This window comes from Desulfovibrio desulfopostgatei, from assembly GCF_053570645.1.
Genome location: NZ_JBRBQS010000002.1, coordinates 2897672 through 2919521, shown reverse-complemented (window position 1 = coordinate 2919521; position 21850 = coordinate 2897672). Strand labels below are relative to the sequence as shown.

Annotated in this window: 15 protein-coding genes; 8 read left to right on the top strand and 7 right to left on the bottom strand. The window is 59.0% G+C overall.

Going from position 1 to position 21850, the window contains the following annotated elements:
- The first annotated feature begins 76 nt into the window (after positions 1-76).
- The 4 genes from rpsG (at position 77) to ACUZ9Q_RS12805 (ending at position 5268) form a co-directional block, all read left to right on the top strand.
- A complete protein-coding gene (gene rpsG, locus ACUZ9Q_RS12820; protein WP_192112713.1) occupies positions 77-547 on the top strand; it encodes a 30S ribosomal protein S7 in 471 nt (156 codons plus the stop codon).
- 102 nt (positions 548-649) lie between these two features.
- Positions 650-2728: an elongation factor G gene (gene fusA / locus ACUZ9Q_RS12815; RefSeq protein ID WP_192112714.1), complete on the top strand. Its 2079-nt coding sequence runs from the start codon at positions 650-652 to the stop codon at positions 2726-2728.
- 222 nt (positions 2729-2950) lie between these two features.
- Complete coding sequence (argJ, locus tag ACUZ9Q_RS12810; protein WP_215648345.1) at positions 2951-4138, top strand: bifunctional glutamate N-acetyltransferase/amino-acid acetyltransferase ArgJ; 1188 nt, start codon at positions 2951-2953, stop codon at positions 4136-4138.
- Positions 4139-4404: 266 nt separating this feature from the next.
- Positions 4405-5268, top strand: coding sequence for a class I SAM-dependent methyltransferase (locus ACUZ9Q_RS12805; protein WP_449247999.1), 864 nt, complete (start codon positions 4405-4407; stop codon positions 5266-5268).
- 80 nt (positions 5269-5348) lie between these two features.
- Here ACUZ9Q_RS12805 and ACUZ9Q_RS12800 read toward each other — a convergent pair whose 3' ends face one another.
- The 7 genes from ACUZ9Q_RS12800 to ACUZ9Q_RS12770 form a co-directional block, all read right to left on the bottom strand.
- On the bottom strand, positions 5349-5744 hold the full coding sequence (locus ACUZ9Q_RS12800; RefSeq protein WP_225529945.1) for a DVU_2496 family lipoprotein: 396 nt from the start codon (positions 5742-5744) through the stop codon (positions 5349-5351).
- Positions 5745-5765: 21 nt separating this feature from the next.
- On the bottom strand, positions 5766-6626 hold the full coding sequence (locus ACUZ9Q_RS12795) for a zinc metalloprotease HtpX (protein WP_192112717.1): 861 nt from the start codon (positions 6624-6626) through the stop codon (positions 5766-5768).
- Between the two features lie 91 nt (positions 6627-6717).
- Positions 6718-8634, bottom strand: a complete 1917-nt coding sequence (gene asnB / locus ACUZ9Q_RS12790) for an asparagine synthase (glutamine-hydrolyzing) (protein WP_300552078.1) — start codon at positions 8632-8634, stop codon at positions 6718-6720.
- Positions 8622-9980 carry a glycosyltransferase family 4 protein gene (locus ACUZ9Q_RS12785; RefSeq protein WP_192112719.1) on the bottom strand — a complete coding sequence of 453 codons (1359 nt, stop codon included), beginning with the start codon at positions 9978-9980 and terminating at the stop codon, positions 8622-8624. Before ACUZ9Q_RS12785 ends, asnB begins: the two co-directional genes overlap by 13 nt.
- A 118-nt stretch (positions 9981-10098) precedes the next feature.
- Positions 10099-11118: a glycosyl transferase family 1 gene (locus ACUZ9Q_RS12780; RefSeq protein WP_323390162.1), complete on the bottom strand. Its 1020-nt coding sequence runs from the start codon at positions 11116-11118 to the stop codon at positions 10099-10101.
- Positions 11115-12431, bottom strand: coding sequence for a glycosyltransferase family 4 protein (locus tag ACUZ9Q_RS12775; protein ID WP_227118096.1), 1317 nt, complete (start codon positions 12429-12431; stop codon positions 11115-11117). Before ACUZ9Q_RS12775 ends, ACUZ9Q_RS12780 begins: the two co-directional genes overlap by 4 nt.
- Before the next feature lie 225 nt (positions 12432-12656).
- Positions 12657-13976 (bottom strand): aminotransferase class I/II-fold pyridoxal phosphate-dependent enzyme, encoded by a 1320-nt coding sequence (locus ACUZ9Q_RS12770; protein WP_215648357.1) that lies wholly within the window; start codon positions 13974-13976, stop codon positions 12657-12659.
- Positions 13977-14299: 323 nt separating this feature from the next.
- On the opposite strand from ACUZ9Q_RS12770, the gene ACUZ9Q_RS12765 reads away from it, so the two are divergent.
- Genes ACUZ9Q_RS12765 through ACUZ9Q_RS12750 form a run of 4 tightly spaced genes read left to right on the top strand, consistent with a single transcriptional unit; the run spans position 14300 to position 21697 of the window.
- Positions 14300-17797, top strand: a complete 3498-nt coding sequence (locus ACUZ9Q_RS12765) for an acyltransferase domain-containing protein (protein ID WP_449247998.1) — start codon at positions 14300-14302, stop codon at positions 17795-17797.
- Positions 17798-17849: 52 nt separating this feature from the next.
- Positions 17850-19310: a TolC family protein gene (locus ACUZ9Q_RS12760; RefSeq protein ID WP_192112724.1), complete on the top strand. Its 1461-nt coding sequence runs from the start codon at positions 17850-17852 to the stop codon at positions 19308-19310.
- Positions 19310-20278: an HlyD family secretion protein gene (locus ACUZ9Q_RS12755; RefSeq protein WP_449247997.1), complete on the top strand. Its 969-nt coding sequence runs from the start codon at positions 19310-19312 to the stop codon at positions 20276-20278. Before ACUZ9Q_RS12760 ends, ACUZ9Q_RS12755 begins: the two co-directional genes overlap by 1 nt.
- Positions 20279-20287: 9 nt before the next feature.
- The gene (locus ACUZ9Q_RS12750; RefSeq protein WP_215648361.1) at positions 20288-21697 is read left to right on the top strand and encodes an oligosaccharide flippase family protein; all 1410 of its coding nucleotides are present in this window, start codon (positions 20288-20290) and stop codon (positions 21695-21697) included.
- Positions 21698-21850 lie beyond the last annotated feature (153 nt).

Here is a 21850-nt window from a genome sequence, read left to right as displayed (position 1 = left end):
TGGCTGCTTCCCCTGGGGAGCGCCGGTCGCCGCGGGGTTTGGTGCCGCCGCAAAACAAGCATGAAGGAGAAACCCCATGCCCCGTAAAGGTCCTATCCCGAAGAGGGAAGTGCTGCCCGATCCGTTGTACTCCAGCCGCCTTGTCACCAAGTTTGTGAACAGGCTTATGTTCGACGGCAAGAAGGGTGCAGCCGAAAAGATTTTCTACAGCTCCCTTGAGACCCTGGCTGAAAAGACGGGCGAAGAACCCATGCGCGCCTTTGAAAAGGCCCTGGACAACGTGAAGCCCCACATGGAAGTCAAGGCCCGCCGCGTTGGCGGCGCCACCTACCAGGTGCCCATGGAAGTGCGCCCGGAACGTCAGGTCTCCCTGTCGATCCGCTGGCTTATCAACTATGCCCGTTCGCGCGGTGAAAAAGGCATGACTGCCAAACTTTCCGCCGAACTGCTGGATGCTTTCAACGGTCGCGGCGGCGCGGTGAAAAAGCGTGAAGACACGCACCGCATGGCCGACGCGAACAAGGCTTTCGCTCACTACCGCTGGTAAGAGGGCCTTCCGTTTTTTATCTGAATTCAGCCCGACGCCGCGTCCGCAAGGAAGCGGCGTCGGCTTTGCACCACACCGCATCCGCAGTATGGAGGAAACACCGTGTCCCGCACCGTTGCTGTAAACAAACAGCGCAATATTGGCATTATGGCCCATATTGACGCAGGCAAGACTACCACCACCGAACGCATTCTTTTCTATACCGGCGTTAACCACAAGATCGGCGAAACGCACGACGGCGCCTCCACCATGGACTGGATGGAGCAGGAACAGGAACGCGGCATTACCATTACTTCTGCCGCCACCACCTGCTTCTGGAAGGACTGCCGCGTTAACATCATCGACACCCCCGGCCACGTGGACTTCACCATTGAAGTGGAACGTTCGCTGCGCGTGCTCGACGGTGCCGTGTGCGTATTCGACGCTGTTGCCGGCGTGGAACCCCAGTCTGAAACCGTGTGGCGTCAGGCTGACCGCTACAATGTCCCCCGCATCTGCTTTGTGAACAAGATGGACCGTATCGGCGCCAACTTCTTCCGCTGCGTGGAGATGATTCACGACCGCCTTGGCGCCAAGGCCGTGCCGTTGCAGTTGCCCATCGGCAGCGAAGACAAATTTGAAGGCGTGGTGGATCTGGTGCGCGGGCATGCCATCCGTTTTGACAAAAGCTCCAAGGGCGCGGAATTCAGCGTTGAAGACGTGCCTGCCGACATGAAGGATCTTTACGACGAAAAGCATCACGAGATGCTGGAAGCCGTGGCCGAGGAAGACGAAGCCCTGCTCGAAAAGTACCTTGCCGGCGAGACTCTTTCCGAAGAAGAAATTATCTCCTGCATCCGCAAGGCCACCATTGCCCGCAACATCGTGCCGGTGCTGCTGGGTTCCGCCTTCCGCAACATGGGTGTGCAGCCCCTGCTGGACGCCGTGGTGGACTACCTGCCTTCTCCGGTGGACATCCCGCCCATGCCCGGCCACATTGCCGGCAAGCCCGAAGAGATTGTGGAATGCCATTGCGACGACAAGGAACCCCTTGCCGGTCTGGTGTTCAAGCTTTTCTCCGACCCCTTCATCGGTCACTTGTCCTTCTTCCGCATTTACTCCGGTTTCCTTGAATCCGGCATGACCGTGTACAACGCCAACACCGGCAAGCGCGAACGCATTGGCCGCATCCTGAAGATGCACGCCAACAAGCGTGAAGACGTGAAATGGGCTGGCGCTGGCGACATCGTGGCTCTGGTGGGTCTGAAAAACGCCTCCACCGGCGACACCCTGTGCGACGAAAAGCGCGAAGTCATTCTGGAATCGCTGAACATTCCTGATCCGGTTATCGAAGTTGCCATCGAGCCCAAGACCAAGGCCGACCGCGACGCTCTTTCCGCCGCTCTGAACAAGCTGGCCAAGGAAGACCCCTCGTTCCGCGTGAAGGGCGATGATGAAACCAACCAGACCCTGATCGCCGGTATGGGCGAACTGCACCTGGAAATCATCGTTGACCGCCTCACCCGCGAATTCGGCGTGAACGCAAACGTGGGCAAGCCCCAGGTTGCCTACCGCGAAACCATCTCCAAGCCTGCCAAGTCGGACCTCAAGTACGCCAAGCAGTCTGGTGGTCGCGGTCAGTACGGTCACGTTGTCATCGACGTTGAGCCCAACCCCGGCAACGGTTACCAGTTCGTAAACGCCATCACCGGCGGCGTCATTCCCAAGGAATACATCCCCGCTGTGGACAAGGGTATTAACGATGCCCTGAAGTCCGGTGTGCTCGCTGGCTTCCCCGTGGTGGACGTGAAGGTGACCCTGGTGTTCGGTTCGTACCACGAAGTCGACTCCTCGGAACAGGCCTTCTACGTGGCTGGCTCCATGGCCATCAAGGACGGCATGCGCAAGGCTACCCCTGTGCTGCTCGAACCCATCATGGACGTGGAAGTGGTTACCCCTGAAGAATACCTCGGCGACGTCATGGGCGACCTCAATGGCCGCCGTGGCCGCGTGCAGAGCATGGAAGCCCGCGCTGGCGGCGCGCAGAGCGTGCGCGCTCAGGTGCCGCTTTCCGCCATGTTCGGCTATGCCACTGACCTGCGTTCGCGCACTCAGGGCCGCGCCACCTTCACCATGCAGTTCGATCACTACGAACGCGTGCCCCAGGCCATTGCCGAAGAAATCCAGAAGAGCCGTACATAATCTGAGCCTGGCGGCCTAGCCGCTCAAGGCTTTATACAGCGGGGGAGGAAGCGGTGAGCTTTCTCCCCCGTCTTACTTGTGGCGGGCACTGAAATTAGCTGTTGTTGGCAGGGCAAGAAAAGGGCATTCTGCTGTAACGGAAACTTGGATTTGCTATATTGCGTGAGGCTTCGCACCCTGTTGGGGCATCACGGCACAGTCAACGATGTGATGGAGTAGGTGATGCAGGACGATCTGCCAAAGGGTTTCAGGGCTGGGGCTGCGGCTGCCAATTTCAAAAAGGCTGGCCGGGACGACCTTGGCATTATAGTTTCAGACACAACCGCCGTGCTGGCGGGCATGTTCACCCAGAATCTGTTCAAAGCCGCCCCTGTGCTGGTGTGCCAGGAGATACTGGCAAGCCGGGGTACAGCACGTGCTGTACTGGCAAATTCCGGTCAGGCCAACGCCTGCACCGGCGCTGAGGGCCTTGCCAACTGCCGCGCCACGCAGGCAATGGTGGCTGGCCTTACCGGGCTTGAGGCCGATGAAATATTGCCCCTCTCCACAGGCGTTGTGGGCGCGCATCTCAAGATGGACCTGTGGCTTGATGCAGTGCCCAAACTGGTCAGCAATATAGGCACCCGAGATGCGGAGGGCTTTACACGAGCCTTTATGACCACGGATGCCTTTCCAAAATTTTCCATGCGCGAGGTTACGCTCGCAGGCGGCACTGCGCGCCTTACCGTGATGGCCAAGGGCGCGGGCATGATCTGCCCTAACATGGCAACCATGCTCTGCGTGGCGCTTACGGACGCCAAGGTGGCGCGCGATCCCTGGCAGGCCATGTTTGGCCGTGCCGTGGAGAAAACCTTCAACCGCGTGAGCGTTGACGGCGATACCTCGACCAACGACACCATCCTGGGCCTTGCCAACGGCGCGTCTGGCGTTGCTGCTGAAAGTGCGGCAGATCTGGCGCTGCTGGAAGAAGCTCTTACCGATATCCTTGGCACTGTGTCGCATATGCTGGTTATGGATGGCGAAGGAGCCAGCAAGGTTATCCACATCACCGTGACGGGCGCCGCCAGCGATGACGATGCCCGCACTGTGGCGCGCAGCGTGGGGCATTCACAACTGGTAAAGACCGCCATTTACGGCGGCGATGCCAACTGGGGCCGCATCGTGACGGCTGTTGGCTACAGCGGCGCAAAGTTTGACCCCTCCAGGGTCAGCATGAAACTGTGCGGCATTGAGCGCTTCCGTCTGGGCTGCCCTGTCAATGAAGACAAGGAAGACGCCCTGGCCGAACTGCTCAAGGCCAAGGACGTACAGGTGGAGATCGATCTGGGCGGCGGTTCCGGCTTCTACAATTTCCAGGCTTCCGACCTTGGTCATGAATACGTGACCCTGAACTCTGACTACCGTTCATAAGTTTTCTCCATCACTTCACACTTGTCATTGACCGTATCAAGCCCCGCACCGCATCAGGCCCTGCCTGCGCGTTGCGGGGCTTTTGCTGTATCTTCCTACATTTTCACCGATACTTGCCTGACATGGAAGGATGCGCCCATGCGTTTACACCTTCCATGCTGCATGCAGATACGATTTTTCTGCACGTCATGATTTCTGCCTCCAGTTCTCGCAGACATGCTGGACAGGCAGGCCAGAGGAGCTTTAGTGTTTTTGAGGAGGGAATTATGGAAGAAGAGTTTTTTGAACGGCGCTATCTGGAAAGTGTTGACGCCTGTCCTGTCTGTGGCAGCAGACAGAGTCAGGTAGTCTATGAGGCTGGCGAGGGAGTAATGGCGCAAAAGTGCGCTTGCGGCGGGTACTACTGCGACCATCGACTTAACTCAGAGGGTTTGTCAGCCTACTGGCAGGACTATCAAAACCGTGAACATAGTGCAGTGGAAGAGGAGTGCGCCCTGCGGCAGCGCATGTATGCGGTGGACTATGCGTATATTGCGCAGTTTCTGAAACCCGGGGCCAGGGTGTTGGATGTGGGCTGTGCGGATGGCCTGTTTCTGGACTGGTTTGCCGCTGCCGGGCACGAGTGCAGCGGGGTGGAATTTGGCCATGAAGCGGCTTTGAAGGCTGCGCAGCGGTATCCTGTCCGGGAGGGATATTTTCCAGATCTGGACTTAGCCCCCGGTTACGATCTGATTATTTTTCGCGGCGTATTGCAGTATGTGCATTCGCCGCGCAGCTTTTTCAGCAAGGCGGCTTCCCTGCTTGCACCTGGCGGCCATGTGTACGTGACCGCGCAGCCCAACATGGAAGCGTTTTGCCATCAGGTCTACCGCAACAAATTCCGCTTCAGTTTGACCCCGTGTGATTGCGTGGGCTACACGCCGCAGTCGCTGGCGGCAGAATTTGCTGCGCAGGGTTGCGTCACGGCCGGGCAGACCTTCTTTTATGAAGAAACCCCATACGCAGACCCGCCCAGAGACGTTCAGACGTTGTACAAGGCGATTGAAGCCAGAAATAGGGGGGATGAACCGGAAGGGATGTCGCCGCCGTTCTGGGGCAATATGATGACTATGGTGTTTCGCAAAAACTGAGCCCATATTGCCAGTGCAGACAAAAAAGCTCCGGACATGGAAAATGCCCGGAGCTTTCGCATTTCATTTATATGCAGCGTTTAGAAACCTTCAGCCACCCAGTCCACAATCTGAGTCATGCGGGTGAGGGTATGCTGGTTGTTGCGCTGCCGTTGGCCGATCTCTTCCATAGAGCCTTCAAGCCGGTAGATGCGCCAGTCGCCCTCGGTCAGGACACCGAGCCGCACTGCTTCATTAACAGCCGCCCGTGCTTCGCCAGGTGAGCAGAAAAGATCAAACTCCTGTACGCCGGGGTCAAGAATCACTTCCGAGCCGCTGGCAATATCTACAATGTAGTTGCCAGGGGCGTAGACGTACACAAATGGGCAAGGCTCAACCGGGGGAAGGGGCGCTGTATCCTGCGTTGGCTGCGCCTTGGTACAGGCCATCAGCGCAAGGCTCAACAGGGCGGCGCAAACAAGGCGTACGTGCATCATCTACCTCATTGTGCTGTGGTTTCAGCGCCCCGAAGCGGCCATTTCGCGCAGACGGCGAATGCGCTCTTCCAGGGGCGGATGGGTGCTGAAGAGGCTTGCCATGCCGCCATGAGCGTACATGGGGGTCACAATGAACATTTGTTCCGTGCTGGGGTTGCCTTCCTGCATGGGGATCTGGCCGCTTGCCATGCCCAGCTTGTTCAGCGCCCCGGCAAGGGCCAGGGGCTGACCGCAAAGCGCGGCGCCCGTGTCGTCCGCCAGATACTCGCGCGAGCGTGAAATCGCCATCTGGATAAGCCCGGCAGCCATGGGTGCCAGCAGGGCCAGAGCTATGGCGGCAATGGGGTTGGTTCCGCCGCCTTCTTCATCGCGGTTGCCGCCAAAAATAGCCGTAAACTGAAAGATATTGGCAAGGGTCACAATGGCGGAACCCATAACGCCCGCAATGGTCTGAATAAGAATGTCGCGGTTGACGATGTGCCCGATTTCGTGCGCCAGCACACCGCGCAGTTCTTCGGGCGAGAGCAGGCGCATGATGCCGTCCGTGACGGCAACAACGGCATTTTCCGGGTTGCGGCCCGTGGCAAAAGCATTGGGTGCTTCTTCAGGCACCACGCAGATGCGCGGTTTGGGAATACCCGCGTTGCGGGAAAGTTCTTCCACAATTTTGTGCAGATAGGGGGCTTCTTCCGGCGCAAGCTCGCGCGCGCGGTACATGGAAAGCACTATCTTGTCAGAATACCAGTAGCTGCCCACGTTCATGATCAGGGCTAGGCCAAAGGCAAAGATAACGCCTGTGCGCCCGCCCATCAGGCCGCCAAGCATGATTATAATGGCGGAAAGCAGGGCGAGCAGAAGAACAGTCTTGATCTGGCTGGTCATGCATTTTCCTCTCAAGCAGATTTAAGCTGCGGGTTTTCCGCATGCTTCTTTCACTATAAGCACTCTGTTGATGGTGGCAAGCGGAGTAGGCTCAGGGATGGCGAGCCCTCCACCACAGCTGGAAGACCAGCAGCGTCCAGAGGGGCTTGCGCAGGTCGGCCCTGCCGGAGACATGCTCGTCCATGAGGGCGCGAACCGCCTGATGGTTGAATATGCCCTGCGCCTTCAGGGTGGATTCGCTCAGCAGGTCTTCCATGAGGGGCCGCATGCGGCCACGCAGCCACTGTGCCACGGGAATCTGGAAACCGCGTTTGTTGCGGTACAGGATTTCATCCGGCAGCAGCTCGGCAAAAGCCTTTTTGAGCAGCCACTTGCGCTTGAAGCCGTGCAGCTTCCTGCTCACAGGCAGGCGAGCTGCAAACTCCGCCGCGTCCTTGTCAAGGAACGGCGCGCGAACCTCCAGGCTGTGCAGCATGGAGCAGCGGTCAACCTTGACCAGGATATCATCAAGCATGAACTGGCGGGCGTATACGTGGAAAGCGCGGGCAAGCGGCGTGGCGGCGTTTTGCGGCTGCCAGTGGTCATAGTGTTCGCGCGTGGGGGCAAAGAGAACTTCGGGAGCCAGAAAGCCGGGCTGTTGCGCCTTGAAAGCGCTATCCAGAATGGATTCCTGCATGTCGGGCGTAAAGGCCGTGAGCATGGTCTGCACCCGCTGCCATGCCGGGGCGTGCGCCGCCCGCAGGAATGTGGCAACGGCCAGGCGGGGGTTGATGTACCCCGCAGAGGAGGGCAGCAATTGCGCGAGCGGTTCTATGATGCCTTTGCGCAGCGCAGAGGGGGCAGCATTGTACCACTGGGCAACCTTGAAGCCGATATAGTGTTCGTACCCCGCCCACAGTTCGTCCGCGCCGTCGCCGCCAAGAGCCACGGTGACCTTTTCGCGCGTGACGCCGGAAAGCAGCCATGTGGGGGCAACGGACGCATCCGCCATGGGCACGTCCATGCGGCTGATGATGCCGGGCAGTGTATCCGCGCATTCTTCGGCGGAAAGCACGCGTTCATGGTGGTCGGTGGCGAAGGTCTTGGCCACGATGCGGGCATAGCGAGACTCATCGTAGCTGGCCTCGCTGAAGCCGATGGAAAATGTCTTGATGGCCGTGGAAGACTGGCGGGCCATGAGCCCCGCCACAATGGAAGAATCAATGCCGCCGGAAAGAAAAACGCCCAGCGGCACATCACTGACCATGCGGCGGCGCACCGCCCGCGAGAGCAGAAAGCGCAGTTCTTCGCAAAGCTCATTGTCGCTGCGGTTGTCGGATTCATCGGGCATGGGCATATCCCAGTAGCGGGAAATGCTCAGGTTGCCGTCCTGCAGCAGCAACATGTGCGAAGGCGGCAGGCTCTGCACCTCCGTGTAGACGCTGTGCGGCGTGGGCACATATTCGTAGGCCAGATAGCGCATAACGGCCTGCGGGTTCATGGTCAGGCTCAGATGGCGCAACTGTTCAATCCCGGTCAGCTCGGAGGCAAAATACAGCCTGCCGTGCTGCACGGTATAAAAAAAGGGCTTTTTGCCAAAGCGGTCGCGGGCGCAGAACAGACGGCGCTGCTGGTTGTCCCACAGGGCAAAGGCAAACATGCCGTCAAAGCGGGCCAGACAGTCCGGCCCCCAAATGCGGTAGCCTTCAAGAATGACTTCCGTGTCGGAGCTGGTCTGAAATTGCCCGCCAAGGGCGGTCAACTGTTCCTTAAGCTCGGCATAATTGTATATTTCACCGTTGAAGGTGACGGTCATCTGGCCATCGGCGCTGTGCATGGGCTGGCCGCCGCCGGAAAGGTCGATGATGGAGAGCCGCCTGTGTCCAAGGCAGACCGGGCCGCTGCTCCACTGTCCTTCACCGTCGGGGCCGCGATGGGACATGCGATCGGTCATGGCCTTGACCCACTGCCCGGCTTCGGGAGTGAGAGGCGAGGCGTCAACTTGGCAAATGCCCGCTATACCGCACATTTTTGCTTCCAGATCGTGTAGTGTTTGATGAAAATATCTGCCAGACGCCGATTGTTGCGGGTCGGGTCAAACATATCCGCCGCAAGCTGTTTGCCGTTGCGCGCCAGCTCCTGAGCCAGAGCGTCGTCATCGGCAAGGCGTTGCAGGGCATCGGCCAGAGCCTCGGGATCGTTGGGCGGCACGGCAAGGCCGGTTTTGCCGTTGATCACCACTTCGGGCAGGGCGTTGACCGTGGTGCTCACCACGGGCAGGCCGTAGGCCAAGGCTTCAATAACCGTGTTGGGAATGCCGTCGCGGCGGCCAGATTCGTGCACCACGCAGGGCGCTGCAAAAATGTCGTGCTCGGCCAGGATGTGCGGCAGTTCGTTGTGCGAAATAATGCCCGGCAGCAGCACACGGTCTTCAAGCCGCAGCTCCTCGCGCAGGCGCAATATCTCGGCTTCCATACGTCCAAGACCCATAACCGCGCCGCCGCCGCCTGCAAGGGTAAGCCTGAAATCCACGCCCCTGTCGCGCAGGATGGCGCAGGCCTTGATCAGCACGTCAAAACCCTTGGTAACGTCAAACCGCCCCAGAGCCAGAAGACGCACGGGGCGCTCCATGGGCTGTTGTGTCTGGGCATTTTCCTGTGCCTTGGGTGCGGCGACGCTTGCGGGAATATCAGTTTCTGGCAAGGGCGGCAGGGTAAGACTGTTGTAGATCAGCTCCACCTTGCCCTTGGCCTGCCCCTTGGCAAAAACCTCGATGCGGGTTTTGTCCGCCTCGTTGTTGGCACGTACAAAGAAAGCTGCGGTCAGTTTGTCGCCAAGGTCAGGGTCTGCGGGCTCCAGATTGTCGCCGCGCGCGGCAGTGGCAAAGGGCAATCCGGCGATCTGCGAGGCAACCCAGGCCGCTGTGGCAGTGCCGCGCGGCCATGGAGCGTAGATCATGTCTATGCCAGCCTCGCTGAACAGGCGGCCCAGGTACATGCCGGCGCAGAATGCCCAAAGGTTTTCACCCAGGGTTTCCCAGCTGCGCCAGCGGCGGAATATGGCCTTGCGGAAGAGGCGTCCGGAACGCAAAGGGTGCAGCGCAATTTGCCGGAAGCATTCACCCAGCACTCGCCCCAGGGCGCGCATGCCATAGGTGCGCGTTTCTCCGGCCACGGCCCGCATTTCGTTGGAGCAGTGGCGCAGGTTGGGGCCGTACAGGCTGTAGACGGAAAGCGGCAGCAGCCCCTTGAGGCCTTCCACTTCCCTGAAGATAAAGGGCTGTGTAAACAGCGGATACCACAGCAGAACATAGGCCACGTGCGGCAGGCCCGTCTTGAATACGGGGCGGGAGGCCTTGGTGCTGGTTTCCGTCATGGTTGTCTCCAAATGCGGCGGGCTTTTCTCAGCGGGTTGCTGGGTATTAATGCTGTCGCCGTCTCTTTGTGCATGTATGATCACGGGTTGCTTGTAAAATTTCTCTTGAAAAACAGAGCTATGGGGTTGCAGGCCCGCCAGTCCAGTCACCCTTGCCCAGCAGGGTGGGGGCCGTTGGCCCAAGCTCGCAGCGCAGTTCGTCCATGGTCACGCACCGCACACTGTAATGCCTGTGCAGCCAGTTGAGCCAGTCGGCAACTTTGCGCGTGAAGCGCGCCACAGCTGCGGCGTCAGGCAGGTGAGGCGTGCCGCCGGGCATCATTTCTGATGAATGCCAGGTCAGGGAAAGCACCCGTCCGCCACGGGCCGCAAAAATTTTTGTAATGGCGCACATGGCCCACAGGGGATGGTAAACTGGCAGCAGAGCCAGCGCTCCCCAGTTTTTCAGGCTGGCGCGAATTTTTTTGCCAGCCGGGCCGGACACGCTGCGCAACAGGGCCGGAAGCTGCGGAACGAGAGGGGTCACTGTGAGGGGAACTTCAAAAATTTTGTCGTCTCCCACCGAAACCCAGTATGGGGTGCCTGGCGCGTCAAAATGGTTGGGGCCTTGCATTGGTGTTGTGGCGCAGTGCAGGGGCCGCACAGAGGCATCGCAAAGAATGCCCGCGGCGGCCAGAAGAGGCCAGTGCTGGCGGTGCAGATCCCATCTGCCCATGCGGAAGGAAGTGAGCGGCGCGCTCTGCACAGCCCGGCCAGCCTCCTTAAGCGCAGCGAGTTTGGCGGCGAACAGATCGTTGGAAAGTGCTGCAGCGGGTACGCTGTCGGCCATGTCGGGCAGGGTTTGCTCCGATCCGTCCAGTGCCAGAGGCGGCGTGTTCCAGTGGTGCAGGTGCGCGCCAATTTCCGCATGGTGCTCGTCGCGCAGCCATGCCAGGGTCTCGTGGGATGTTTTATCCGCCAGCACGCTGTGGGCGCAGAACAAGGTGGGGCGTACGCCCATGGTGCAGAAAGGGGCCAAGGCCCTCAAGCTGGCGGTGTTGCGCGTGGAAAAGCCACGACGGGCGTAGCGTCCGCCAAAGAGGCCTTCTTCTTCAACGTCCAGACTGACGGCCAGATAGAGCGGCTGTTTGACGCTCATGCGTGACCTGCCGCTCCGGCTTTCATGGCGGCGGGGATGTCGTCCTCTGCGGAGCTTCCGGTCTGTCCGCCGGAATGGCTCCAGTAATGACGGCTTTCATCCACATAAAGGCGCAGCAGGGCCGTGATGTTGTTTTCCCGGTCAAACATTTTTTCAACGCGGGCGCGGCCTGCCTCTGCCATGCGGCTTGCGTGCTCCCGGTCTTCAACCATATGCCGCACGGCATCAGCAAGGGCGCGCGGGTTGCGTTGCGGGGTAAGCAGTCCGGTTTCTCCGTTGATGATTACTTCGGAGATGCCGCACACGTCTGTGGCAATGACGGGCATGCGATGCGAGAGGGCTTCCATTATCACGTTGGGGATGCCGTCGCGATCGCCGTTGGAATGAACAACGCTCGGCATGATGAGCATGTCGTGGTCGAGCATGTAACCGCAGATCTGGTCGTGCGGGATAAAGCCGGGCATGTGAACGATATTTTTAAGGCCCAGCCGGTCGCGCATACCCATGAGCTTGAGCCGCCAGCGCCCGTTGCCCACGAGGGTCAGGCTCACAGGCACGTTTTCTCTTTGCAGGCGCGCCATGGCGGAGAGCAGGTCGGGAAAACCCTTGGTGCGCGCAAAGCGCCCCACCGCCAGCAGACGGTAAGGGGGGCGCATGCTGACAGCGCACTGCCCCTTGGGGGTAAATGTAAGGCTGTTGTAAATGGCGTGCACCTTATATTCCTGCCCGGCAGGGCAGAACTTGCGCAGCCAGCTCACATTGGCGTGGTTGTTGGTGCGGATGAAGAGCGCATCTGCGGATTTTTCCCGCAGCAGGCCGTCCTCTGGGTAGATGTCGCCAGCGCGGCCCGTAAAGGCAAAGGGAATGCCCGTGAGGCGCGAAGCCACCCATGACGCCGTTGCCGGGCCGTTGGCCCACGGGGAGTGGATAAGCTTGACGCCGTCCCTCACGCACAACTCGGCGAGCAAAAAGCCGGCCATGAAGCACCACAGATTTTCACCCAGGGACTCCATGTTGCGCATGCGATGGAAAAACCCCTTGCGCATGAGGCCCCAGACCTTGAGCGGATTGCGTGAAAGCGCACGTATGAAAGCCCGGAGAATGCGCACTGTGCCGCCAACGCCCATGCGTTCCACAGGCCCGGTAAACTTGCGCATTTCTTCGCTACAGCCGCTCAGGCTTTTACCATACATGGTATAGGCGCGCACAGGCAATCCCCGCGCCATAAGCTGCACAACCTCGCGAAAGATGAACGTTTCGGAGGAGAGGGGAAACCAAAGCAGAACATAGGCAACAACCGGCAAGGCGTCCATTTTCGGTTGTGATGCGCTCTGCTCTGCTTCTGCGCCATCAATATGCGTCATGGTTTTCTCCGCTGCAAACAAGAGCCGGGCCACTTGGCCCGGCACGGCAGACGGAGGTTCCATCTGCCCGAAAATGCGAACATGCCGCATAATCGCACAGTTGCGATCCTCAAGCGGGCGATGTAACGCCCGCTCAAGCGACAGTTCGACCACGCAACACGGGTCGCTATGAAGTTACGCCTGCCCGCTCTCGCTGGCGTTCTGGCGCTTGTAGTCGTCCACAATGGCCCAGGCCTTGGGGATTTCTTCCTTCACGGCATCCAGCGCCGTGCGGATATGTTCTTCCGTATGGGCTGCGGAAAGGAAGAAACGCAGACGGTCAGTGCCTTCTTTGACAGCAGGGAAGGTGATGGGCATCACATAGATGCCGCGCTTGAACAGTGCGTTGGACAAAAAGCCCGCCACCATGGGGTCGCCCACCATGACCGGCACAACGGCGTAGCCCTGGGCCGCGCCCGTATCAAGGCCAATGCTGGCGGCGTAGTCCACAAAGAAGTGCGAAATCTTCTGCAGCTTGTGCACCCGCTCGGGTTCGCGCAGCATGATGTCCAGAGCCTTGTGGCAGGCCACGGCGATAATGGGGGGCATGCCCACGCTGAAAACAAAGCCCGGCGAACCGTACTTGAGGAATTCGATCAGTTCGTGGCTGCCGGCAATGAAGCCGCCGCAACCGCACATGGATTTGGAGAGCGTGCTCATCCACATATCCACATCGGTGGGGTCAATATTGAAATGCTCGTGCGCGCCACGGCCCGTTGCGCCAAGCACGCCAAGGGAGTGGGCTTCGTCCACAAGCAGCATGCAGTCGTAACGTTTTTTCAGTTCAATGATGCGCGGCAGATCGGGGATGTTGCCGTCCATGCTGAACAGGCCTTCGGTAACGATAACGGCGCGCTTGTGCTCGGCGCGTTTGGCCTTGAGCATTTCTTCAAGGGCATCGCAATCGTTGTGGGCGTATGAGTAGCGCGATGCGCCGGAGAGACGTGCGCCCTGAACCAACGAGTTGTGAGCCAGACCGTCATGGAAAATGGCGTCGCGGTGGCCGAAAAGAAAGCCAAGGGTCGAGACGTTGGTGGCGTGGCCGCTCACATAGATGATGCAGTCTTCCACACCGTACAGGTCGGCAAAGGCGCGTTCAAGCTCACGGTGGGGCGGACGTTCGCCGCCGACCAGGCGGCTGGCGCCGGCGGAGGTGCCGTAAATGGCAGCAGCTTCGCTGACGGCCGCGGTGATCTCGGGGTGAGCGTTGATATCCAGATAGTCGTACGTGGAAAAATTGAGATATTCTTTGCCGGAAATGAACGTGGTGGCTTTGGCCGCGCGCTCATGGCAAAGAAACAGAGGATTTTCCATCCCCATCTTGGCTCCCATTTCCACAAGCCGATCAAAGGCGAGCTTGGAACGCGTGCGGTTAAATCCGGAAGCGCTGCTTTCGGCGGCGGCGGGAGTTTGCACCGCCTCTTGGCCAGCCTGATAGGAATGGTTGTTCTTCATGCCTCGTCCTCGTAAATTTGTCCAAAAAAGCCGTGCCTGGCAGGCCAGATGAGGGCCGAAATCCGGCAGGCGCAACATTGTAAGTAGCCAGTATAGCCAAAGCAAGATGTTATGGCAAGTCGCGTGTGGGGCGGCTCTGTTGAAAGCTTTGCAGGTAGCGCTGCTTTGTTTGGCTGCGCGATAAAAGAGTTTGCGGGCGCTGGCTGGACAAGCATGATGATATCTACTAACATAATCCTTTACCCAAATGGCTGCTATGCCCCTTTTGCCCTGCCTCGGCCCTGTCGGGTTGCCGGGCCTTGGCCCTTTACAGGCACAAAGATATGCGTCAGGACTACGAAAATCCAGTATCAGGCAACCTCCAAGACGAAATAGTTCTTGATGGCGTGCGTTATGCCAACCTGCAACAGGCTGGCCAGCAGTGGCGCATTGGTGCCGTCAACCCCGCATGGCGGCAGGAATTGCTGGCTCTGCCAGCAATTCCCGATGCCGAAGCCCTTGCCCGTCTGGAAGCTCGCGGCCTGTGGATTGCGCCGGAGCGGGCTGACGGCCCGCCGCCTTTGGCGGTGATGTGCTGCGGTCTTGGGGCGGTCTGGCCCGGAATGGGCCGCGAACTGTACGACAATTTTCCCGCAGCCCGCGCGGCCATGGATCGCATTGCCGCCGTGGCGGACTGGGACATCCTTGGCCTCATGGATGAAACGGGCGTGGAGAAAATCAGCCTTACCCGCTGGCAATCCCCTTATGTATTCATGCTGGAGTACGCCCAGTGGAGCGTGTTGTCTTCGCTGGGGTTGAGTCCTTCGCTTTTTTGCGGACATAGCCTTGGCGAACTGATTGCTCTCTGTTTTTCAGGCATACTGGCCCCTGAAGTGGCGTGGTATATTCTGGATACGCGCGCCGTACACATGTCGGAGCTGGAGGCAGGGGCTTCCCGCGAAACAGGCATGATGGCCGTGCACGCTGATGCCGAGATCATCAATGAAGCCTGCGCCACATGGCCCGCCCTGTACGTTTCCAATTACAACACGCCGCACCAATTCATTCTGAGCGGCCCGCGCGGTGTCTTGCAGGAAGCGCGCAAGAGCCTGCGCAAGCGCCGCATTCCTGCCATTGTGCTCAATGTCAGCCTGGCTTTTCACCATCCGAGCATGCGCGTGTTGCGCGACATTTCTTTGCGCCGCCTGAGCGCCCTCGACATGTCTGCGCCCGAAAGACCCATGCTGAGCGGTATTACCGCAGATTTCTATCCGGAAGATCAGCCCTCCATCTGCCAGTACATCGCCGATCTGGATGAAAATTCCGTGCGCTGGACTGAATGTGTGCAGACCATGTGGAACCGTGAGGGTATCCGGTACTTCCTTGAGCTAGGCCCGCAGGATACGCTGTGCAGCCTTGCGGCTGACAATGAACCTCAGGCAAAATGCCTGACCGCAGGGCGCAAGGGGAAAGAGGTCGAGGGCATGCGTCAGGCTTGCGCCCACCTGTATTCGCTGGGGTATCTGCGGCGTGATGCTGTGGCCCGGCGGGCAAGGCAGGCGGCAAGCGGCGGCGAAGCCCGCATGCTGGCCTGCAAACCGGCGCCCCACTGCGGTTTACGCCCCGCTGTGGCTGGCAATGGCGCAAATGTCTGCGCTTCGGCGGCGTCAGAAGCGCCGCAATCCAGTGTCATGGAAACAGCAAATGCTGAATTTGCTGATTCTGCTGCCGCTGCGGCGGATTCCGCACCTGTAACTGCGTCCCATGCCGAAAGCATGGCGGTGGTTCTGCAAATTCTGGCTCAGGCCTGCGGCAGACCGGTTGAGGATCTGCGGCCAGAAATGGATCTGCGTTATGATCTTGCCCTGCGCTCCAGCCGCTTTCCCCATATTGTGCAGGATGTGGAAAAGGCCCTTGGCATTACCGTCAATTTTGAAGATCTGCTGCAGGTATCGACCATCGGAGATCTAGGCCGGGTGCTTTCCGGCGGTTCCGCGTTTGCCGGGCAGGCTGAACACACCGCAGAAAGGGCCAGTGCAACTGCAAAGCTCTGTGCGGAGCCTTTGCGCAGGTTTGCCCCCCTTAAGGCCTTGCCCCCTGATGGGTGCAATCGTGATTTGCGCCTTGAGCCTCTTCCGCTTGATCCCAGTGCTTCCGGGATAAATCTGCAGCCTGGCGATGCGGTGCTCCTCTGCGTGCTGGATGCTTACATATTGCCCCGCCTGCTGAGCGGCATTGCACCCCTGGGATGCGTGCTGGGCGTGCCCCAGCCGCTGCTTGAGCGGTGCGCTCCCCTTGCCAAGGCCGGCGCGAGACTGATGCCGCTCGATATCGACTTGGGAAAAGGCGGCGAAACCGCTCTTGTAGCCAGTCAGTTGCAGGCGGCCGTAGCCGACTTCGCACAGGCACAGGGCAGAGTGGATGGTCTGTTTTTTGTGCCGCCTGTCCCGGCTGGGATCATGGTTGCGCCTTCTGCCGATGACGTGCCGCCACAGGCTGCGCCGGAGCGCCTTGGCGCGTTGATGGAATCGGCAATTGCGGCCGCCGTGCCGCACGGCTTGCGCTTTGTCGGCAGTTGTTCCGTGCTGCCGCCCGAAGCGAAGAACTGTATTTTTGACGCCCCGCTGGAAAAAGCCCTGGATGCGGCGGCTCACGCTCATGGTGTGGCTGCGCGGGCAATCCGCATGTTGCACGGCCCCGAAAGGGCGAGCCTTGACGAATGGGGCGACATGCTGGCGCGTGAAATTCTTTGCGGCACAGCCGAACAGGTGATCTGGGTACGGCCAGGGGCCATTGACGGCCCGGTTGTTTGCGAAGAGCCGCCCGTCCGGGACATCATCAAGGAGAATCCATTGAGGTTCCCGCTGGTGTTTCCTGAGCCGCAACCTGCATACCGCTCAACCGCCACCCTGTTTCAGGGGGGCTGCCATTTTTCGCACTTTGCCGACAAAACGCTGGCGCTGCACGGCGCGCAACAGGACAACTGTCTTGGGTCTGATGTGCCGCGTCTGCCGGTTTGCCGCAGTCTGGAGGCCATGCTCGAAAGCTCGAGGCAAGCTTTGCCCTGGCTGACAGTTACGGGCTTTTGCGATTTGCGGTTTTTTGATGCGCCGGAATTACCGTCCGGCATTACTCGCGAATGCCGGGTGACAGCTGAGGCTGAACCCTGGCTGATGCAGGAAAAAGTCATGACGCGCATGTGCCGCAGTGAGCTTGCTGTGCGCGGGTTGACGCCCAATGGTCGGCATACTGCCCAGTATGCGCCGGTAAGCGAGGGCATGGTGTGGCTTGCGGCCCATCGCAGCAGTGTGCGCCCCCTGTGGGAAGAGGTGCCCGCGGCAGCCTCCGTGGCAAGCCCTGTGCTGGACACCGGACCATTTTATAAAGCAGCCGGGCTTGGCCGTGAGTGGCGCTTTGTGGAAAACTTCTGCACGCTGCCCGATGACCTGTTTTCTGGCGCGCTGAGTTTGCCCCAGACATGCATTGCCCCCGGAGCTGATTCTGGCTATACTGGCGACATGCTTGTGGTGGAGGGCGTATTGCAGGCTGCATGGCTTGCCATAACATCCGAATACTCCAAGGATTTTTCTGACACTGCCGCTCTTGCTGCCGCTATGCAGGAGTGGGCTTTGCATGCTGTGGGCTTTATCCGCATCGGGCCGATCCGTGCTGATGGCCCCTTGCGCATATTGATGCAGCGTTCCTGGGCCAATGCGCGGTTGCGTCGTTTTGACGCGCAGGTAATTGATCAGGAAGGGCATGTTTTTTTGACAATTCACCATCTTGAATTTGACCGATGTGATCAGGCCGGGCTTTCCCCTGCCGTGAATCCCTCGGCATAAACACTCAATCTGCTCAGCGTCGCGCAAAGCGCAACGGCGCAAAGGGTGCCAGATGCTCACTGCACAAGCAAACCTTACTACACGTCTTTTTCTGCCGCTGCTGCTTGTGGCGGCCCTGCTTGCCGGAGCCTGTTCCAACAAGGCCGGGCTCAAGTCTCCGGAGCTTCCCGCCAAGCACTGGCTTGAAGAAGCCCCAGGGGTGCCTGTTGAAAACAAGGCCAAGCTTGAAGCCGCAGTGCCGAACCTCTATGATCCCAAGAAGGTTTTTTCCTTCGAAGATTGCGTGTTCCTGACCATCCAGCAGTCGCCTGCCCTGGTCAACAGCGCCGTGAATATTGAAATCAAGCGTCTCGCCCAGACGGACGCTGTGTGGAAGTACCTTCCCGAGCCTCGCATGAATTTTACCGTGTCCAATAACCTGACGCGGTATAATATGGACAATAAAGATACGCCCAGCGATTACGGTCAGACCAGGTTCCGCGTGGGTTTTTATGCCGCCTTCCCCAATCCCATGGCCACCTACTTTGAACACAAGGTGCAGTCAGCCATGGTCAATCTGGCAATCTCCACCCACCGCAAAGCCGTGGGCAAGGCTATTGGCAAGATTGGCGAGGCCTATCTCCAGCTTCAGGCCCAGCAGAAGATTGTGGAAGCGCAGAAAGAGCTGCTGCCGCTTGGCAAGGAGCTTGTGGATTACTGGAAGAAGGTTGAGGCCGTTGACGGCCGCCAGGGTGTTTCGCTCAACATGGCCATCCAGCACCAGCGCGAGCTTGAACTCAAGCTGGAGCAGACCCGCATGAAGGAAGTGATGCAGCGTACACAGCTCAAGATTCTTGCTGGCGTTGAGCCGCAGCAGAGGCTTGAGGTAGATACCAAGAGCGCTGATTCCGTACTGGCCGGTTTTGACGGCCGCAAGCTCTCCTGGGAAGAACGCTGGCCTGCCACTGAAGATGATCTGCTGCTTCGTGGACAGGTGACCCTGGGCGATTACAATATTATGGTCGCCTGGGCCCAGTATATGCCGACCATGTCCATTGCACTGAACAATAATCCTCCGGCGGGTCAGTATCAGCCCCCGAGCGGAGCAGAAGACACCTTTTTGCACCTGACCTTTGACTTCCCGCTTATCGACTGGGGACGCAGATACCGTGGCGTGCAGACCGCGCGCATGGTAAAGGCCCAGGCCTTCCACGAGCTCGCCCGCAAACGTTCGGACTACTCCAACAAATGGCTCCAGAGCGAGCAGCGGGTAGCCCTGGCTGAAACGGAGCTCAAGCTTGCCAAGACCCGCTTGGACACGGCCAGCATGCAGTACAAGGAAGCCCAGATTTCTTTCCACGAAGGCATTGCGCAGTTGCCCGACATGGCCTCCAAACAGGAAGACATGGTTCAGGCGCGCATAGCCTACATCAGTGCAGAGCTTGACTATAAGCTGGCCCAGCTTGAGTGGATGGATCTGTCAAATTCCCTGGCCCAGCGCTTCCTCGGCCTGCCTGCTAAGGAGTTGCTGTAATGTTGGGTATGTACAAGAAAACGCTGTCGCAGGCGCGGCACCGTTGTTTTGCAGCAGCACTGTCTGTTGTAATGATGCTTGCTGCTTTTTTGATGTTTCAGGACGCAGCCTCTGCTGCTGATAATGGTTCCATAGGCGCTGGCGCGACTATTCTGACCGGCAAGGTCGTTACAACTGTCACGCGCGCCGTGCCTGTGCCTTTTAACTCTGTTGTGGACGAGGTGCTGGTCAAGCCTGGCCAAGCCGTTGCCAAGGGTGCCCCGTTGATGCGGTACCACCTTCAGGAAGAGGCCGAGCGGGTGCTGCAACGAGAAGTGACCACCGGGGCTGCTACCGAGAATCTGAGAGGGCAGGTGCTTGATCTTGACCGCAAGCTTGCAGAAACTGCTGCCCAGCGTAACAAGGCCCGGCAGCTTGCGGCCTCGGGGCTTGGTTCAGCACAGGCTTCCAGCCGACTGGAAGACGATGTTCACTCCCTGAAGCGCCGCATTGAACTTTTGACTGTGACCATCCAGAAATCTGAACAGAACTTTGCTGCCCGTCTCGAAGAACTGAGCGGCTATTTCGGCACGACCATCAAGGAAGGGGAGCGCCTGCCAGCCTCGCTTACGCTTACCTCTCCCATTGACGGTTATGTGTTGTCGCTTGACGCCACGCTCAACCCCGGTTCCCTGTTGGCCGCTGGCACCACGCCCGTGCGTGTGGGGCGGCTTGATCCCGTGCTGATCCAGGTGCCTGTCTACGAGGCCGAAATCAGCGGCATCAAGGCTGGCGACTCGGTGGAAGTTGAGATTCCTTCGCTGAACAATAAGAAGTTCAACGGTACAGTGAATGAAATTTCCTGGGTTTCTAGTGATATGAGCGTTTCAAACCCGTCCTACTATACGGTGGAGCTTACTGTCCCCAATCCTAGTCTGGAACTCAAACCTGGGTTCAAGGCTGTGGTGCGATTCAAAGGGAGCAGGTAAAGCCGTTTCATGAAGCTGAAAAGCATCCCCCGACGACTGGGGTACATTCTGGGTGCGCAGTGGACGCGCGACCTGGCGTGGACCGCTTTTACCATTCTTCTTGCACGCCGCAGCCCCGATATACTGGGGCAGGTCGTGCTGGCGCTCACGTTCGGCTATCTGGTGAAAACCATAGCTGACGTGGGCCTTAACGATTTTCTGCTCTCAACATTTGCCCGCCGCGAAGGGCGCCCGGTGGCTCTGCTGGGTGAAGTCACCTGGCTCAAGCTGATTGTGCTTATTCTGGCCCTCTGCGTTACATGGCTTGTGACCGGCTGGCAGAACTATACGCCAGAGTTGCGGCTTGTGGTTATGTGCATAGCCGCGGGTCTAGGACTGGACGGCGTGAGCGATTCGTTTTTTGCGCTCTGCCAGGCGCGGGGGCGGCAGGATGTGGAAATGCGCATCCGTGTGCCTTCAGCACTGCTGGGCATTGGCTTTGGCATCGTCTGCGTGGTCATTGGGGCCCCGCCCATTGTGATTGCCCTGTACAAGCCCATGGAATCGGTGCTGTGCATCATTTTTGCTTTGCTGGCCTTGCAACGCAATCCTCTGGCAGGAGTTGGCCTTGATGGCATGAAAGATCTGGCCCGCCATATGAAGCACGGCCTCATCTTTACCTGCATGGCTGGCTGCGCCATGTTCTATAACAAGATCAACGTCATATTTCTTAAGCAGTATGGCGGCAATGCTGATGTGGGCGGCTACGGGGTGGCGTGGGAAACTGTTGAGGGCCTGTCGGTGCTTGTTTCCAGCGCATTGCTGGGCAAGGTGATTTTTCCGCTGCTGGCAAAGCTGTGGCAGCAGGACAAAGGCGCATTCCGCCAGCTGGCCGGTCAGACTGCCCGCTCCCTTTGGGCTGCGTCGTTGCCCATTATCTTTCTTATCTGTGTGGAGAGCGACCGCTTTCTTCCCCTGATTTACGGTCCCAACTATCAAAGTGCGGTCACCGCACAGCGCTTGCTTACACCTTGCCTGGCAACGGCCTTTTTGCACAACCTTGCGGCATACGCCATGATCGGCATGCGCCAGCACCGCCTGCTCCTGCTATTTTATCTTACGGGCCTGGTGTGCAATCTGGTGTGCTGCTTTACTCTTATTCCTGCCATGCCCCTTGAAGGCGCGGCCTTGTCCCTCACCATTACCAAGGTTTGGGTAGCCCTGCTTACAGTGGGCTATTTTCAGTGGGCCGCGCGCCCCATGTCGCTTGGGCAGTGGGGGCTCATGCTTGGCAGCTGCGCCGCCTGCGTAGGACTGTGGTGGGGGATAGGGCTGGTTGCACCGCGTGAGCTGGCAGAACTGGCAGGTCTTGTGCCTTTGCTGGCCTTGTTTTGGCGTTGGAGACCCCCACCGCCATTTGAAAAGGCCGCGCTTGCCTGATACGTATCTGGACAGTCAGTTGCCGTGCTGTGGATGGAGGGACAACCATTCCCCGGATGACCAGACCTTGCCGGACAAATTGCCTGAGACGTTGACGCCACGGTAAAGGCAGGCCTATAGGATTACTGCAAGACAGTAACAGGCAAGGCATTC

Excerpts from the sequence above, each read along its gene's own strand:
- rpsG (WP_192112713.1), top strand. The coding sequence starts at position 77 with ATGCCCCGTAAAGGTCCTATCCCGAAGAGGGAAGTGCTGCCCGATCCG.
- argJ (WP_215648345.1), top strand. The coding sequence starts at position 2,951 with ATGCAGGACGATCTGCCAAAGGGTTTCAGGGCTGGGGCTGCGGCTGCC.
- ACUZ9Q_RS12805 (WP_449247999.1), top strand. The coding sequence starts at position 4,405 with ATGGAAGAAGAGTTTTTTGAACGGCGCTATCTGGAAAGTGTTGACGCC.
- ACUZ9Q_RS12800 (WP_225529945.1), bottom strand. The coding sequence starts at position 5,744 with ATGATGCACGTACGCCTTGTTTGCGCCGCCCTGTTGAGCCTTGCGCTG.
- ACUZ9Q_RS12795 (WP_192112717.1), bottom strand. The coding sequence starts at position 6,626 with ATGACCAGCCAGATCAAGACTGTTCTTCTGCTCGCCCTGCTTTCCGCC.
- asnB (WP_300552078.1), bottom strand. The coding sequence starts at position 8,634 with ATGTGCGGTATAGCGGGCATTTGCCAAGTTGACGCCTCGCCTCTCACT.
- ACUZ9Q_RS12785 (WP_192112719.1), bottom strand. The coding sequence starts at position 9,980 with ATGACGGAAACCAGCACCAAGGCCTCCCGCCCCGTATTCAAGACGGGC.
- ACUZ9Q_RS12780 (WP_323390162.1), bottom strand. The coding sequence starts at position 11,118 with ATGAGCGTCAAACAGCCGCTCTATCTGGCCGTCAGTCTGGACGTTGAA.
- ACUZ9Q_RS12775 (WP_227118096.1), bottom strand. The coding sequence starts at position 12,431 with ATGGACGCCTTGCCGGTTGTTGCCTATGTTCTGCTTTGGTTTCCCCTC.
- ACUZ9Q_RS12770 (WP_215648357.1), bottom strand. The coding sequence starts at position 13,976 with ATGAAGAACAACCATTCCTATCAGGCTGGCCAAGAGGCGGTGCAAACT.
- ACUZ9Q_RS12765 (WP_449247998.1), top strand. The coding sequence starts at position 14,300 with ATGCGTCAGGACTACGAAAATCCAGTATCAGGCAACCTCCAAGACGAA.
- ACUZ9Q_RS12760 (WP_192112724.1), top strand. The coding sequence starts at position 17,850 with ATGCTCACTGCACAAGCAAACCTTACTACACGTCTTTTTCTGCCGCTG.
- ACUZ9Q_RS12755 (WP_449247997.1), top strand. The coding sequence starts at position 19,310 with ATGTTGGGTATGTACAAGAAAACGCTGTCGCAGGCGCGGCACCGTTGT.
- ACUZ9Q_RS12750 (WP_215648361.1), top strand. The coding sequence starts at position 20,288 with ATGAAGCTGAAAAGCATCCCCCGACGACTGGGGTACATTCTGGGTGCG.